Raw genomic sequence first — 14,825 nt, 5'->3', positions numbered from 1 at the left:
GTCCTGTTATTCTCCCAGATCATCAACGGCGACATCAAAGGAATCGACACGCCACGTCACTGTGAACCGTCCCAACTTCTCTCGAAGTTGTCTTTGATCCGCGAGTTTTTGAAGGGCGATGCGCGCCTCTGTCTCGTCGGTAGTCGTTTTGACAATCCGCAGGCCTGCAATCGAAAAGTATCCGACAATAACCGCGATGGGATAGCCAATGCCTATTGCGAGTTGACTTGGAAGGAAGAAGGATACGGACGCAAAGATAAGAGCCAAAAATGCGGCAAGTAACTTACGTCTATTTCTCTTCGTTCGGAGCGCAATCGATGCGTCCCGACAGAGCGCCAGGATCGCTTTCCTGTCTTCTTGCCGCTGATCTTTGAGGTTACCCTCAACATTTCGTGCTATCTCGCGAGCAAGCGCTGCCGCCTCACGCTCCTTCTTCAGACGTTTTTTCTGCTCCTTTTCTTTCTCGATCCAAAGCCTGCGCTCCTCCTTCCTTGCGCCCTCTTCAATCGGAAAGCGCATTTGTTGGATGATCTCACCAAGGTTCTCTTGAGTTACAACACTGGATGCTCCCAGCGTTTTGTCCATAAGCATTCTTGTGCTTCTCTCTTGAGAAAGAAGAAACTCGAGTTGCTTCTTCTTTTCTTCATCACCTAAAGCGTCGGTGAGATCGCGAACTGCGTCGACCACGCCCTTGCGTGCGGAGAGAACATGTTCGCACGACGAAAGGAGCATTCTCTTGGGAACTTCAAGATTTGCGCCACCAAGTCCAGTTCGGAGCCACATTGCCGCGGATAGAGCGCGGCGATGAACAACTGGAGGAACGTCGTTTCTTGAAATCAACCCATAGTCTCGACACCTCCGTTCAGTTACCTGAGCGAGGACTCTATTCCGCGTCAGTGCGATATATTTTGATGCAAAAATATCCCGACTACTTTTCCCTCCGCGCATTCGCATAACATGTGCGGTGATGGAGGCGTCGTGCACCCTCGCGGCCCATATCTCGTGAAAGCTCAGGCCACCGAGTAGATCCTCATAAACTTCATTTGAAAAGTGTTCATGCTCATTCGGAAACTGCTTCAACGTGCGATGGGTTGCCCCGACGCCATGCTCCTTTAAGGCTCCTTCCGGATCACTCGCTACCTGGGAAACAAATTGCGGAAGGAGTTCCCCTCTTGCGATCGACTGAGCAGTCAATCCGTACGCTCTTCGGTTCTTTAATACGGCGTTTAATACTCGACTTATTTCCGAAAGGCTTTCTGAAAAAACCCGAACGCTCGCGCCCACTCTTTGCAGCTCTCGCACAATGAGATGCATATCTTCTTGCTGGGATTTTCCAGAAACCCCTAACAGTTCCATTGCCAATGGCGCGTCAAGATATACGACTAAGTCTGACTGCTTGACGGGAGCTGTTGGCCGGACAAAATCCTGAACGACTTCGGTTAGAAGACCAATTGATGCTAAGCGAGCAAGTTTCTCCGCGGCCTTTTCGTCCGTTTTAATGGTTTGCTCTACGAAGCTTGCGCAAAGAGTTTTCTCATGATCTGCGAGAGTGGTATTTTCGGAGACGCTGGTCAGGACTGCAATTTTTCCCGACGCGCTCTTGCCTGCCTTAGTTTCGATTTTCAGATTTTCCTCTCGGAAGGCCTCGATGTAGATCAACCACTCAATGAGAATCTCTTCATATTCCTCAATTGATTTCGGGATCGAGAGAAGGGGGGCAATAGCGTCAGAATATTTTTTGAAATTTTCAGCAAGCTCGCGCAACTCTTTTTCAGCAGTATTTTCGCGCTCGCTCTGCGCAAAATACATCTCGGGCAAGGTAACTACGTATACTCCCTCTACGCCTGGGGTCTGCTGTTGTATCCAACCCGCTTCTTCAAGCCTTGGCATGAAGACTTCGGCAACATCTGTTGTAATCGACCAATGATAGGTTGACCTTACAAATGCCACCAGGTCTTCAATGTTGAGGATCGCACCTGCTCGTTTGACAAAGTATGGTTCGAAAAATGGGATAAGCTGCTGAAGAGGGTCAATGGATCCGTCCCCGAGCGCCGACAAAGCGCCATAGATCCTTACCGCTGATCTGGTGAGAGAAGGATTGCGCGACGAAGACATCAATGTTTCCAGTTCTTAAATTTTCACACGTGGGCTCTCATTATTTTTTGGTCAGTTCTTGCGATCGGGGATCGTAGGAGAAATCGTGAAGGCGGCCGGAACGAAGCAGTTCCACAGCTTGTCCAACGTGCTCCGGAAGAACATAAAACCATTCTTTCGGCCGGATCTTCTTCCCAAACCTGTCCACCACGAAGAGTTCAGCCGGTTGCGCTGGCGCGAAGAAGCGATGAAGAAGGTCTTCGATCTTGTTGCGCGGCAGGCTTTTCAACTCGTAGGTTGCCACGATCTCGACGGGGGCGAGGAGGAACGTCGGGTCATTTCGGGCGTCCGCGACGCGTCGGCGGACGTCCTGGCTGGTGACTCCGATCTTGTGGAGGATCATCCTCTGCGACTTGATCACGGGGTCCTCGGACAGGCTTCGGGCCACGTAGATCGTTCCGGAGAGCCTGAGACGATCGGCTTCCCACTCGGGGTCAAGGGGTCCGAGACCGAGGCGCTCGACCATGCGGGCCGTCTTGTCGTCGTTCAGGGACTTCCGGAACGAGGACATCAGCGGATCGCTCTCCGTGCCGTTGGAGAAGATCACCCGAAGGCGATGGTCGCGAGATCCGCCCCGGGCGGACATCTCGGATTTCTCGGCGATGAGGGCGAGGAGACCGCCCCGGATGAAGAAATCTCCTTCGAGGGGTTCGATCACTGCCCACTTCTTGACCGGGATCGCGCGTCGCTCGCCAGCCTCCAGGGCCGCATGCATCTCCTCGAACCGGGAGGCGAATCGCTCGAAGTCCCGGCAAGGCGTGAACTCGGCCCGGTGATCTGGAAGATGCCGCTCGGCGGCCGGTGTCACGTGACGCAGGTCGACCAGTTCCGCATCGACGTCGAGATCGTCGTCGCCGAAGATGTCGTCCAGGCTCTCGGGTATTTCCGCGGCATCGGGCTCGTCGCGCCAGGAAGTCGGCGCGGGCTCCTCCACGGCATCGAGAAGGCCGAGCCGGTCCGCTTCCCGCATCTCGTCGGTCGGAGAGCCCCGCACAGCCTCCCAGATCGTCCCCAGGCGCATCTCCTCGTGGTCCACGGCATCGGCATCTGGGAGACGTCCAAGACGCTCGTAGAAGGCGCTGACCTCCCGCAAGATGGAGAGAGCGCGGTCCGGGCCGCTGGATCCTGCCCCCGGCTTCAACCTGACCTCGAGGAGGCCGAACTCGTCGGGCTCCGCGAAGATCTCGTCGAGCGTCGGCCGAACCATCAGATCGCCCCCTCGCGCATCCGCTTCGCCTTCTGCGCCTTGAGCCAGGCCAGCGCCTCGGCCATTCGCTTCTCCAGGTGATCGACCGCGTTGAGGTTCGGCTCCCGGCCCTCGGCGACCCGGAAGGCCTTGATCCGCGGCCAGAGGGTCCGCGCCTCGTCCTCGGTCATCTCGACACGCAGGGCGACCATCGCCGACTGCACCGTCGCCAGGAGTTTCGAGTCGAGGGACTTGGACGCTACCTCGAACCGCTCGCGGAACGCATTCACGCTGTCGATGAGCTCGATGTCGACCTCGCGGACGTTGATGAACTTCTTGACCATCTGCAGGAGCGTGTTGGGTGCCTCGGGGAGGTCGTCGTCTGCGTCCCCACCTTCGGTCTCGGACGTCTTCCCCTCGAAGACGCCACCCGCCTCCGAGAAACCCTTCTCCTGCTCCTGGCGCGCAAGCGAGAGGATGTTCATGTGGGCGGCGAGGTGCTGTCGGACGGACTCCGTCTCGTCCGGCGAGAGGTTCTCATACCGCTTCTCGATGATGCCCGTGAGGAGCATCTGGGTCGCCACTTCGGGCGCCGTGTCGGGCGCCAGGACGCGCTTGTCGATCTGTTGGCAGGCCGCTGCCATCAGGTCGTGCATATCCTTCTCACAGATTTCCTTCGCGCGGTCCGTGGGCGGCTCGACGAGCCCCTTGATGCCGATCATCACGTTCCCCTGGCCGTCGACCGACATCGGCTCGCGCACGTCGCCATCCTCGCGACGGTAGAACCTGAAGTTGGGCGCGAGGACCTGTTCCATCAGGAGCGATCCCGAGATCGCCTTCAGCATGTCGTTGACGGCGTCCGTGACGACCCCCGTCTCGACCCCGGGCTCCGCCACCAGGTTCGTGAAAATCGCCTTTGGCTTGCCCGGCGCGTCCCGCGTGGCGCGTCCGATGATCTGGACGATTTCGGTCAGCGAGGACCGGTAGCCGATGGTGAGCGCGTGCTCGCACCACACCCAGTCGAACCCCTCCTTCGCCATACCGAGCGCGATGATGATGTCCACCTTGGCCCGGTCGGCCGCATCGTCGCGCTTGCCGTTGGCGTCCCTGATCTCGCGGCCGAGCGCGGTCTTGACGATGTCCCGACCGGGGCCGTCGTCCACGAGGTCCGCGACCTTCAGCATCCGCCCGTCGCGCGTCTCGATCAGGTCGAAGCCGGTCTCGGGATCGCGCGACCTGTATTCCCCGATGAGACCCATGATGAGCCCCACCTCGTTCTGCTTCGTGTCGAAGGCCTCGGTCGAGCCTCGGTGGGGAATGTGGATGATGGTCTTGCGGGTCGTGTCGAGCACGTCCGGCAGGCCGTTGAGGTAGTTTCCCTTGTAGAACTGGTAGTTGATCGCCAGCGCCTTGAGGTGCTCGTAGCCCTCGAGCTGCTCGTAGTAGCTGTAGGTGATCGTCGAGAAACGCACCTCGTCTTCCGGTCGAAGCACCGGGTCGGCGTCGCCCCGGAAGTAGCTCCCGGTCATCGCCATCACGTGGCACTGCTCCCGCGCAAGCAGCTGCCGCAGGTAGCTGCCCAGCCGGTTGTTGTCGGACGCAGAGACGTGGTGGAACTCGTCGATGGCGATGAAGCAGTCGTCGAACGCCTCCAGCCCCACCGTGTCGAGCGCCGCCTCGAATCCAAATCGGAAGGTGGCGTGGGTGCAGACGAGGACCCTGGCGTCGCTCGCCAGGAAGGCAGTGAAGGCGCGCACCTTCTGCGGATCCGCCTCCTCCCCCGTCAGGCAGAGGTTCCACCGATCTTCGACCGTCCAGTCCGCCTCGAACCCTCCGCTCCTCAGGTCGGTCGAGCGGAACGAGGCGCCGATCGAGGTCTCGGGCACGCAGACGATCGTCTTGCCGAGCCCCTGGTGGCGCATCTTGTCGAGGGCCAAGAACATCAGGGCGCGGCTCTTGCCGGCCGCCGGCGGCGCCTTCAGGAGGAGATACTGGGCAGCCCGCGCCGCGTAGACGCGCTCCTGCATCGGGCGCATCCCCATAGCGTTGGTACCGCTCCCCGAGCTGCCGTAGCTCACCTGGACCATCGGGATCATGCGGCGGCCTCCTGCTTCATTCGGGCGGCATAGAGCTTGAAGAGCTTCTCGAGCCTCTCGGTGTCGTTCCGGAACGGGCGGCCGATATACATCGACTCGAGGAGGTCGTCGTTCTCCTTGTGAGCTTGCCGGAGGTCATCTGGCATCCTCTCCGGATCATAGAGCTCGGCGATCGTGGCAGGGTAATGACTCCACCGGGTCTTCATGATGCGGCGGGCGGAGGCCGAGAGCTGTTCGAGCTGATCCTGGGTGAAATGTGGAACTGGGAAGGTATTCCAGCCCATCGTGTTCGAATACCGGAAATCGGACTTCAGCTTGCCGCAGACGGTCGCAATCCAGACAAGATGCAGCCGTGAGGCAATAAGTGCCAAACACCAGTCAGGGGCATCATAAAGAACCTGGTTAAGGTTCGAAGGAATGACATCCGCCCCGACGCGCTCTACTGGGAGATACGGACGGCGCTCTGAAGATACACTGGGAACAAGGATCGCGTGGGATCGCGCCCAGTTCTGCGCTTGTCTGAACCGATGAGGAAACGCCGCGGCCGGTCGGGTCTGCGCGGCCTTGCTGGCCGCCCTGAACGCAGCCACGCGATCGAACCTCGCCCGAAGGGCGGGAATGGCGGCAGCCTCATCGGCATCCTGATCTGGAACCCAGAGGCAATATCGTACCTTGCCGTTCACGACCTCGTCAGAGCCCATGAACTTCTTCACGAACCTGGATGCTTCCGGGTATTCCGAGAGAAGGTCATCCTTCTCTACCTCACTCAGGATCAGATTCCCGTCATCGGTCGGCTTGTTTCCGTATTCCATATAGGGAAGTCCAAAAATTGAGCGGGCCTCGGCGTGGATGAACAGATTTGGACCATCAAGGAGATAGGCGTTGATGGTGGAAACTACCGCGCCGAGATCTCCCGAGAAGAGTCGCTTTCTTTCGCGGCTTTCGTTTCGAAGCCCCACGATTACGCAAATGACGGCAGCATTTGCAGACGCATTGTTCCGCCACTTGAAAGACGTATGGGCAAATCCAATCTCGATGCCGTCCACCAGAATGTGCGGCCAGAGCGCGCCCACGGACTGCCCCTGGCATATCGAGTTCGTGGCCACAAGCGCGGAGCGGGCAGAGCGGCCGCGGGTGTAGTTGGCCGCCTTGAACATCCAACATGAGACGAAATCGATGCGTTTGTAGGAGTCCAATGTTCCCGCGAGGACATGCTCCATATCGGCGTTCTGCTCGTCGGTGCGGGAGTTGTCTCCCAAGAAGGGCGGGTTGCCGGCAATGAAGACCTGTTCACCTTCGCCCGGAGGTGGGCAGACAATATCCCAGTTCAATCGAAGAGCATTCCCACAGGTGATACGAGCGGCCTCCTTAAGGGGTAGAGTCGCCGGCATCTGGCCGAACACCTCGCCGAACCGGGCGTTGGCTTGGTATTCGGAGATGAACAGGGCGAGCTTGGCCGTCTCGGCCGCGAAGTCGTCGAGCTCGATCCCGTAGAAGTTCGTGATCGGGATGGCGGACCACATCTGGACCTGGGTCGAGCCCTCGAGCTCGGCGATCCGCTGCAGGATCCGCGTCTCCCGCGCCCGCAGCTCGCGGTAGGACACCACGAGGAAGTTGCCCGAGCCGCAGGCCGGGTCGAAGACCCGCATACCCGCCATCCGCGACAGGGCCCGCCGGAGCCCGTTCGGACGGTCCCAGGCCTTCTCGATCTCGGCATCGAGGTCGTCGAGGAACAGGGGGCCGATAACCTTCATGATGTTCGGGACCGAGGTGTAGTGCATGCCGAGCTCGGCGCGCTGCTTCGGATCCGCCACCGACTGGATCATCGAGCCGAAGATGTCCGGGTTGATCTCCCGCCAGTTCAGGGCGGCGGCGTCCTTGAGATAGCGGAATGCTACGGGATCGAAGACGGGCGCATCGATCCCGCTGGCGAAGAGGCCGCCGTTCACATACTCGAGTTCGGCCGTCCAGGCCGGCAGGCCGGCTCGCCGGTCCTTGGGTAGATTCATCGCGCGGAAGGCCGCCAGGATCGCCTCGCGCGCCTCCTCGCCCTTGTTGCCGGCGTGGGAGAAGACGAGGCGGCTGAACTGGTTGTAGGGGAAGATCCCGACATCCTCCGCGAAGAGGCAGAAGATCAGCCGCATCATCAGCTGGTTCATCTCGTGGCGTCGGGCATCCGTTGCCCAGTCCGGGTTCGCCTTGACGAGCGCGTCGTAGAGCCGGGCGAGCTTGCCAGTCGCCTTGACGTCGATCGGGTTCTCCTCGACGGCCCGGTAGCGCTCCTTCCCGGCAGCCGGGAGGAAGAAACCGAAGTGGTCCCCGATCTCGTCGAACCGGCAGTGGAGCGTGTCCCCGCTTGCCCGATGCTCCGCTGCGACCGTCTCGCCGTCCGTCGCGATCAGGATCGCCGGCTTCGCCGTCGCCGTGCGCTTCGATCCGCGCAGGGCGTCGAGCGTCACGTCTGTCATACCGCGGAGCGCCGGGGCATAGTGGAACTTGCGGGCCACCAGGACGCCACCCGGCAGATCGGACTTGTTGGTCGTGCCGTTCCGGAGCTTCGAGATCGTCGCCTTCGCATTGTCCGTCGCCTCGGCGAAGGCGAAGGGAAACTCACCCGCGTCGAACGGCGCCCTGGCGATCGCCTCGATGGCCTCAAAGATTTCGGTCGGGTTCATAAATGTCTCCGGTTTCCCCGGACGTTAGGAAAAAATCGAGCGAAATCCAAACAGAATACGCGGAACTGCAAGGAGCCTGATTCAGATCATCCAAAGCTTAAGAGGTCCCGCATGTAGACTTTCCCCTTCGCAAGTCCGATCTTCATTGCAGGCGTCCGCCTTTCCGATTTCGGGATGCGGGTATCTTCGGACTCGACCAACATGAAGTTGTGGTAGAAGCGCAGGATTGTGGAGACCTTGTTGATCATCTCAGGTCTGTAGAACGCATTCACATACCACGCGCCATCGCCGGAGGTCGGCCGGGAGCCCCGATCGAAGGCCTTTATCCGCCGACGCACCTGGTTGAAATACTTGTCAACGGGCGCCATCGAGCTGCGAGAGAGCAGAATGGCGAGATCGCCTAACGACATGGTCCCGCGATCGGTAAGCAAGTAGATCTTCTTGTCGGGCTCCTCCTTGCGGTGATACCGCCACTCGAACCCCTGCTCGGCCAAGATCCTTCCGCGCTCGCCCGTCGGCGCGAGTGCGAAATCGTGCATCAGGCGCGCCGCAATGAGCGGGGTGATCCCATCCTTGGTTGGGTCCTTCGCTTGGAGGCCATAGGCCAGCAGGTTCGGCCCGATGTTGTCCTGGTCACCCGCGAGGCGGCGCATGTCGAGAGGCGAGGCGTTGTAGAACGCAGCCCCCGACACGCGGCGCATGAAGGGATCGGGGTTGAGCCCAGCCCTGGTTCTCTCATCCTTCTCCCGAAGGACTGCTGCCTTGGTCGGTTCGAGGACGCAGTCGAGCCGGCGCAGGACGGTCAAGGGGAGGATGACGCGGCCATACTCGGACTGCCGGTAGTCACCGCGCAGGAGATCCGCGACCGACCAGATGAGCGAGGAAAGCTGGGATTGCGACATAATTGGCCCCGGACAATCAACATTTCTAATGACTTGGTCGAGCCTATGGCGGGGCCAAGTCAAGCTCAAGCGTTGTTGGCGCCGATGGGAAAGCGACATGTAGCGACCTGGCCAACCCGGGTTTGTCGACCGCTCGGTACCTGCCCATCAAGGCTGCACAATTTGCCCTGCAACCCTGTCGGCGCGCTTGACGGGCCGTTTGAAGGCTGAGAGCGCGCGAGGAGTGGTGCATGATGACTGCAGGAATATCCGGCCGGCGGGAACCAGCGGCGCTCTCCGAGCGCCTCTGCTTGGCAGGCACAACATCCTAAAGCAGAGGATCCAACGCCCCAGAAGATCACGAACCTCAATCCGCAGCTTTTGCAATCGCCGCACTCAATGCCGCCTGGTACCGATCAATGGCGTCAAGCCAGGCGGAGGGATCCTCCAGAAGCTGCGCAAGGTTCGGATCGCGGCCGTCTGAACCCTTAATGCTAAATTCGGTGAGCTTGATGTTTTGCCGCACGTTGCCCCCGACGATCTCGGCCAACTCACTCAGATACTCTCGTGATAGTTCGATCTGGCCGATCGCGTTGGCTGGCCACGTGACCTGCCTTGTATTCAAGGTCCCATCAGGCTGGAGCTGGATTATAGTGTAGCGGCGCTCGTCTGGTCCGATCCAGCGCAGGCTCAGCGATGCGCCGCTGGACTCAAGGTAGATCCCACGCTCATCGAACTGCGGGAAAAGACTTTCAAACCTCTGATAAACAGCCGGGAAGGTCTTCTGGAGATCCTCGAGACACTGCTCGACGCTAATACTCCTTCGCAACATCCCTGCACCTCTGCCAGTAGCGGTTTCGGGTGGGGCATCGATACGGACTGAGCCGTTCTCGATCGACACGACGCCGCGATCGATCAATTCTGTCCTGGCGATAATTCTTGGCAAAACCACATGACCACCATCGGGCAATCTGTAGATCGGCATCTCAACCAGTGCGAGGGTGAAGTGAAAACCAGCATGGTGTTGGAGCAAGCCCGCCAGTGACTCGGCATTCCGCCGAATGCCATCGCCTACGATGAGCAGGAAGACGCGACCGATCGACAGGTTACGGGTGACCGCATCGACGAAGTCCGCTTCGGCAAGATGGGTGACATCGGCAACGACGTTGTAGAGCCGATGCAGCGCGGGGTTGGCCCGCTTGGCGGCAAGCTCAAGGTCCTCGTATGCCCAATCCGACATGGCCTGGGCATAATCAATGATCTGGGCGACGACCGCCCTACGGGCTTCAGGGTTTCTCCAGAGCTTGCATTCCACGAGGACGACGTTTCCATCAGGTGTGAGAAACAGGTTATCCACCGGGCCAGCTGGCGTGGGCAATTCCATGCACACCGGGATCAAGCCGTTCAGACCGGCGTCGATCTCCTCGGTCGGGATCAGGCGCGGGCACTCCTGCACCAAGGATTGAAGCCAGTGCTCTGAATAGTCATCGTCACGGCCGCCAACCAGGTCTGCCCGGAGAAGCGGCATGACCTCGCGATCGTCGCCGGCGCCCCGCACAATTACGGGTATGCAATGTTGCCTACGCGCTCTCTGACTATGCACGCCTACTCCTCACTTTTCGCCCGCACCCTGCCTCGGTTCGTTTCGCCTGCAATGTCGACAAATAGCAAAGCTCCCTCTGCGGCCTGGACGTCGCCAGGCAAGATGTCTCGATTCATGAGCCGCCAAGTCAGACCCTTTCGACAAGCTCTTCGAACAGATCGAGGAAAGCGGGGTTATCCGGCTCACACACGTGGTTCTGGTTCCACAGTCCCGAGTCCCGCACCAGGGGCCTTGTCGAGTTATGGCCAAGCCAATTCGTGGAAGGCGGATCGATCCAAGCCCGCTCATGATTACTGAGAAGAGAGATCGCGCCGCGTTCGATGATTCCGCGCTTGCTGTTCCCTCCAGGTGCGTCATCGACCTCAAGCCAAAGCACGTGCATCGCAGCGATATTCCTGCTGACGGCCTGCTCCAACGGCAGTTCTGCGGCAATATCTGCCGCCGACACATCGTGTTTCCGGGCATTCCAACTCGGGCAGCTGTGTGTACCCGCACCCAAGAGCGCATCACCGATGAGAAGTCTGAAGATCGATGCCCTGTGATTTCCACCGCCGTTTCGGACTGTGCCCCGATGTTGGCTCAGCCGCGTCCACAGCGTGGTCCGGGACGTTGCTGTGAGTGCATGAGTGCCTACCCTCACGATCCGCTGCCCAGACCCACTCTCCGACCTCGTCTCACCATCCTCCATGAAGAAATAGACGCCTCGTGAAGGCCAGTTCAGCTTGCCACTGCAATCGCTAAGTCGACGGGGGCCGCCAAGCCGATGTGACAGCTCTTCAAGGAGCCCATAGAACCTCTCAACGTCACTCAAGCGCTTGTTGTTCATCTATATTCCTGAATTATTTCAATTTGCTACCAAAAATACACATAAATCTGGCTGCATGAGGATACCATACAGATGTTGTCAGAACAGCGCCGGGGAACAATCGATATGCATGGGTGAGAACCACACTGGCACGTCCATAAAGCTCCTTGCCATCCGCTCCGGACGTGAAGCACCCGATAAGCCGGCAGCCCTGCCCAGCCCTAGACATCCAGACACAACTACCGCCCTCCACCTGAGCACTCACCATTTCTCGGTATTGGACCGCGTACCGAGCCGCCGGCAAACTATCCGATCGCCAGTCCGAGATAACTCCGCGCAGCCTCAATTCAACGATTTCGCGCACGAATCCAACAACTTGGTATGCGAATTCATACCCACTCAGTTCTGGCATCTGATGTCTGCTCCTGCTTATTGCGGTACGGCAGACCCACAGGAGTACCAGCATGGCTACGCATCATATACCCGCCCCCACCTCTCTCAGCGTCCAGGAAGAGATCGAACGCCGGCACATGGAGTTCGTCGACGGCTTCGGCAACGACGGCTTCTTCGAGGAAGCCCTGGTCATTTCGCTCCGGCAGATCAGCCGCATCTGCACGGCCTATTTTGGAGAGGAGACCGCCAAGGCCGGGCTCGATGCGATGGTCGGCCGCTACTTCTCGGGCCTGGTAGAGGAAGGCGGCTGGGAATACGCGCTCGAGGAGGAATACAGCGGGATCTACTCGGAACTGCCGGTCGGCCGACTGTTCCATGACCTCGATGCCTATGCCAATTACGGGATCGTGCTGACGCCGGCGCGGGACGTAGAGACCCGCGAGCAGATCCTCCGGCGCGACGTCGGTATGCTCCAGGAGCTTATCGCCGCCACCCCGCTCGAGGCTTGGGGCATCAAGAACGAGCATGCCGTGCGACTTGTCCACAAGGCCTCGGCGCGACTGAAACTTGATCTTGGAGAGCCGGTCAATGCCGAGGAACTATCGTTGCTGTCGGGCCTCGCACTACAGTCGATCAGGAACAAGCTTGCACGCCCGTACCAGGAAATCGTCGGCAACCAGAACCGGATCGAAGCGCGCGAGGCCCTCGCATGGCTTTCTACACGCAAGGATTTCCTGCCCTCGCTGTGGCGTCAGCAGGATGACAGCGCTACGCTCGACTTTCTCGACCGGCCCATTGAGGACGCAATCTTCATCCCCGTGGCCACCGACGGGTCGATGTTCACGCCCGACAAGAAGAAGGAGGGCTACTACCACGTGGGCGCCGAAGGCCATGAGTGCCGGTTCGAGGACTACGACGATGCGCTTGCGGCGCTCCACAAGATGCTGATCCCCACTTGGCGCCGTCCGACCGAAGGCGGAACCTGGACCCGGGTGCGGGCCAGCGGATGGACGCGGGTCCAGCGCTCGGACATCGGCGCCGACTGACCCGGCCCTGACCCGACCCTGACACCACCGACAGATCGATAGAAATAACGTAGCTCCGGCTGCGAACAATGAGGTCATGCCATGACGAAGACCAAAGCCGTCCTCTTACATCTTGCCAAGGGCCGCTCCGCCCGCGTGTCCATGGATGCGTATCTATGGAGTCTCGAGACCCCGAAGGGGACCGCCGTCCCGGGCAAGGACAGCGGCTACAGGGGCCGATCTTATGTGGGGACCGGCAAACGCGAGCTATGCCGCTGCATCAGCGAGCGCAGTCTGTCCTTCGATCGCGCGGGCCTGCTGAGCCTGCTGGCGCTGCCGGACAGTGTCCCCGAAATGCTTGCTGAGGTCCGCAGCGTCGGGCTGGCGACGACGCTCGACAAGCTGCAGGACCGGACCGAGGAGATGCGGTCGAAACTGGCCGCCGACCCCGGGGCGCCGTGGATCCAGGAGACGGTCACCCGCCTTCTGCCATGGGAGCGCCCAAAGATTAGGCCCTGCGGCGACAAGCTGATCATCTCGAAGTACTCCCACGGCGGTGAACTGGCATCGGCCAGCCTGTTTCCAAAGACCCACGCGCAGGTGCGCCGGCTCGGGGAGGATGTCTACGAGCATTGGCGCGGCTGGGTCTTGGCCAAGGTCCTGCATGGCAAGACTGACAGGCACGCCCACCCCGGCTGTCTGCGGAAACGTGCGGCTCGTGCCACCAGTCGGCGACAGAAGGCCCTTGGTGAGGCGTCCGGCATTCGAAGCCGCAGCGCATAGGAGTTTGGACAGGCTCAGCAACCCGGATGGCTTGCCAGCTGCAGTCGCCGCATTGCGGGGCCTTGCCACTCCAGTCGTCAGCATGACAGCTATCGGCCAGACAGACATCGAGGTAGCAGGCGCTGGCTATACTCTGACCATCCGTGTGTCCGAGGCGGAACAGCAGGCCTCGAACGAGCGCACGATCCAGCAGTCTCTGGAGATCATCCGCCGCCGGGTCGACGAGGTGGGCACCCGCGAGCCCACGATCATGCGGCAGGGCTCGGACCGCATCCTCATCCAGGTGCCGGGGGTCGGATCGGCCGGCGAACTCAAGTCGCTGATCGGCACCACGGCGCAAATGACCTTCCATCCTGTTCTGGGGCGCGCCAACAGCGCAGATGGCGCAGGGGGGCCTGGCGATCTTGTCCTGCCCGCGGCGGATGAGCCGGACGTGTTCTACATTCTGGACCGCAGCCCAGTGGTCAGCGGCGAGAACCTTGTCGACGCGCAGCCAGCATTCGACCAGAACAACCGCCCGGCGGTAAGTTTCCGCTTTGACCCGCCGGGTGCGCGCGCCTTTGGCGTCTACACTGCGGCGAACATCGGCGCGCCCTTCGCCATCGTGCTCGATGGCGAGGTAATCTCGGCCCCCGTGATCCAGAGCCATATTCCCGGTGGATCTGGCATCATCACAGGGCAATTCACGGTCGAGGAATCGACCGAACTGGCCATTATGCTGCGGGCAGGCGCCCTGCCTGCGGGAATGACCTTCCTTGAGGAACGGACAATTGGCCCGGAACTCGGGGCTGACAGTATCGAGGCCGGCCAACGCGCGGCGGTGATCGGGATGATGGCGGTCGTCGTCTTCATGATCGCCTGCTATGGCAGCTTCGGCGTCATGGCGAATGTCGGGCTCGCGCTGAACATGGGGCTTCTGCTGGCGGCCCTGTCGGTCATGGGGGCGACGCTCACCCTACCCGGTATCGCGGGGATCGTTCTGACCATGGGCATGGCGGTGGATGCGAACGTCCTGATCTTCGAGCGCATCCGCGAGGAACTGCGCCAGGGCCGCCCCGTCGGCCGTGCCATCGAGGTGGGTTTCGACAAGGCGCTGTCGGCGATCATGGACAGCAACATCACCGGTCTGCTGACAGCGCTGATCATGTTCGCCGTAGGCTCCGGTCCCGTGCGTGGCTTTGCCATAACCCTTGCGCCTCCTCGACCATGCGGATGATCTGCGCC

At 60.4% G+C, this 14,825-nt stretch carries 9 protein-coding genes and 1 pseudogene; 3 read left to right on the top strand and 7 right to left on the bottom strand.

The features are described 5' to 3' along the window. Positions 1-6: 6 nt before the first annotated feature. The 7 genes from HMH01_RS17350 to HMH01_RS18075 form a co-directional block, all read right to left on the bottom strand. Positions 7-2,115 carry a hypothetical protein gene (locus HMH01_RS17350; protein WP_171327069.1) on the bottom strand — a complete coding sequence of 703 codons (2,109 nt, stop codon included), beginning with the start codon at positions 2,113-2,115 and terminating at the stop codon, positions 7-9. Positions 2,116-2,155: 40 nt separating this feature from the next. Then, positions 2,156-3,361: a GIY-YIG nuclease family protein gene (locus HMH01_RS17345; protein ID WP_171327068.1), complete on the bottom strand. Its 1,206-nt coding sequence runs from the start codon at positions 3,359-3,361 to the stop codon at positions 2,156-2,158. After that, positions 3,361-5,436: a DEAD/DEAH box helicase gene (locus tag HMH01_RS17340; protein ID WP_171327067.1), complete on the bottom strand. Its 2,076-nt coding sequence runs from the start codon at positions 5,434-5,436 to the stop codon at positions 3,361-3,363. Before HMH01_RS17340 ends, HMH01_RS17345 begins: the two co-directional genes overlap by 1 nt. After that, the gene (locus HMH01_RS17335) at positions 5,433-8,111 is read right to left on the bottom strand and encodes a class I SAM-dependent DNA methyltransferase (RefSeq protein WP_171327066.1); all 2,679 of its coding nucleotides are present in this window, start codon (positions 8,109-8,111) and stop codon (positions 5,433-5,435) included. Before HMH01_RS17335 ends, HMH01_RS17340 begins: the two co-directional genes overlap by 4 nt. Positions 8,112-8,197: 86 nt before the next feature. Then, a complete protein-coding gene (locus tag HMH01_RS17330) occupies positions 8,198-9,013 on the bottom strand; it encodes a type I restriction-modification system subunit M N-terminal domain-containing protein (protein WP_171327065.1) in 816 nt (271 codons plus the stop codon). 346 nt (positions 9,014-9,359) lie between these two features. Next, a complete protein-coding gene (locus HMH01_RS17325; protein ID WP_171327064.1) occupies positions 9,360-10,520 on the bottom strand; it encodes a hypothetical protein in 1,161 nt (386 codons plus the stop codon). A gap of 202 nt (positions 10,521-10,722) precedes the next feature. After that, complete coding sequence (locus tag HMH01_RS18075; protein ID WP_171327063.1) at positions 10,723-11,421, bottom strand: GIY-YIG domain-containing protein; 699 nt, start codon at positions 11,419-11,421, stop codon at positions 10,723-10,725. Between the two features lie 443 nt (positions 11,422-11,864). On the opposite strand from HMH01_RS18075, the gene HMH01_RS17315 reads away from it, so the two are divergent. From HMH01_RS17315 to secD, 3 genes and pseudogenes are all read left to right on the top strand, one after another. After that, the gene (locus HMH01_RS17315; protein ID WP_171327062.1) at positions 11,865-12,839 is read left to right on the top strand and encodes a hypothetical protein; all 975 of its coding nucleotides are present in this window, start codon (positions 11,865-11,867) and stop codon (positions 12,837-12,839) included. A gap of 81 nt (positions 12,840-12,920) precedes the next feature. Continuing rightward, the gene (locus HMH01_RS17875; RefSeq protein ID WP_246237475.1) at positions 12,921-13,601 is read left to right on the top strand and encodes a hypothetical protein; all 681 of its coding nucleotides are present in this window, start codon (positions 12,921-12,923) and stop codon (positions 13,599-13,601) included. Positions 13,602-13,614: 13 nt separating this feature from the next. Continuing rightward, positions 13,615-14,793: pseudogene (gene secD, locus HMH01_RS17310) on the top strand (protein translocase subunit SecD); the annotation flags it as partial. Positions 14,794-14,825 lie beyond the last annotated feature (32 nt).

This window comes from Halovulum dunhuangense (assembly GCF_013093415.1).
Taxonomy (GTDB): Bacteria; Pseudomonadota; Alphaproteobacteria; order Rhodobacterales; family Rhodobacteraceae; genus Halovulum; species Halovulum dunhuangense.
This window is presented reverse-complemented; position numbering and strand designations above follow the sequence as displayed.

Bases quoted from the DNA above. Each gene is read 5' to 3' on its own strand.
- HMH01_RS17350 (WP_171327069.1), bottom strand. From the start codon at position 2,115: ATGTCTTCGTCGCGCAATCCTTCTCTCACCAGATCAGCGGTAAGGATC.
- HMH01_RS17345 (WP_171327068.1), bottom strand. From the start codon at position 3,361: ATGGTTCGGCCGACGCTCGACGAGATCTTCGCGGAGCCCGACGAGTTC.
- HMH01_RS17340 (WP_171327067.1), bottom strand. From the start codon at position 5,436: ATGATCCCGATGGTCCAGGTGAGCTACGGCAGCTCGGGGAGCGGTACC.
- HMH01_RS17335 (WP_171327066.1), bottom strand. From the start codon at position 8,111: ATGAACCCGACCGAAATCTTTGAGGCCATCGAGGCGATCGCCAGGGCG.
- HMH01_RS17330 (WP_171327065.1), bottom strand. From the start codon at position 9,013: ATGTCGCAATCCCAGCTTTCCTCGCTCATCTGGTCGGTCGCGGATCTC.
- HMH01_RS17325 (WP_171327064.1), bottom strand. From the start codon at position 10,520: ATGCCGCTTCTCCGGGCAGACCTGGTTGGCGGCCGTGACGATGACTAT.
- HMH01_RS18075 (WP_171327063.1), bottom strand. From the start codon at position 11,421: ATGAACAACAAGCGCTTGAGTGACGTTGAGAGGTTCTATGGGCTCCTT.
- HMH01_RS17315 (WP_171327062.1), top strand. From the start codon at position 11,865: ATGGCTACGCATCATATACCCGCCCCCACCTCTCTCAGCGTCCAGGAA.
- HMH01_RS17875 (WP_246237475.1), top strand. From the start codon at position 12,921: ATGACGAAGACCAAAGCCGTCCTCTTACATCTTGCCAAGGGCCGCTCC.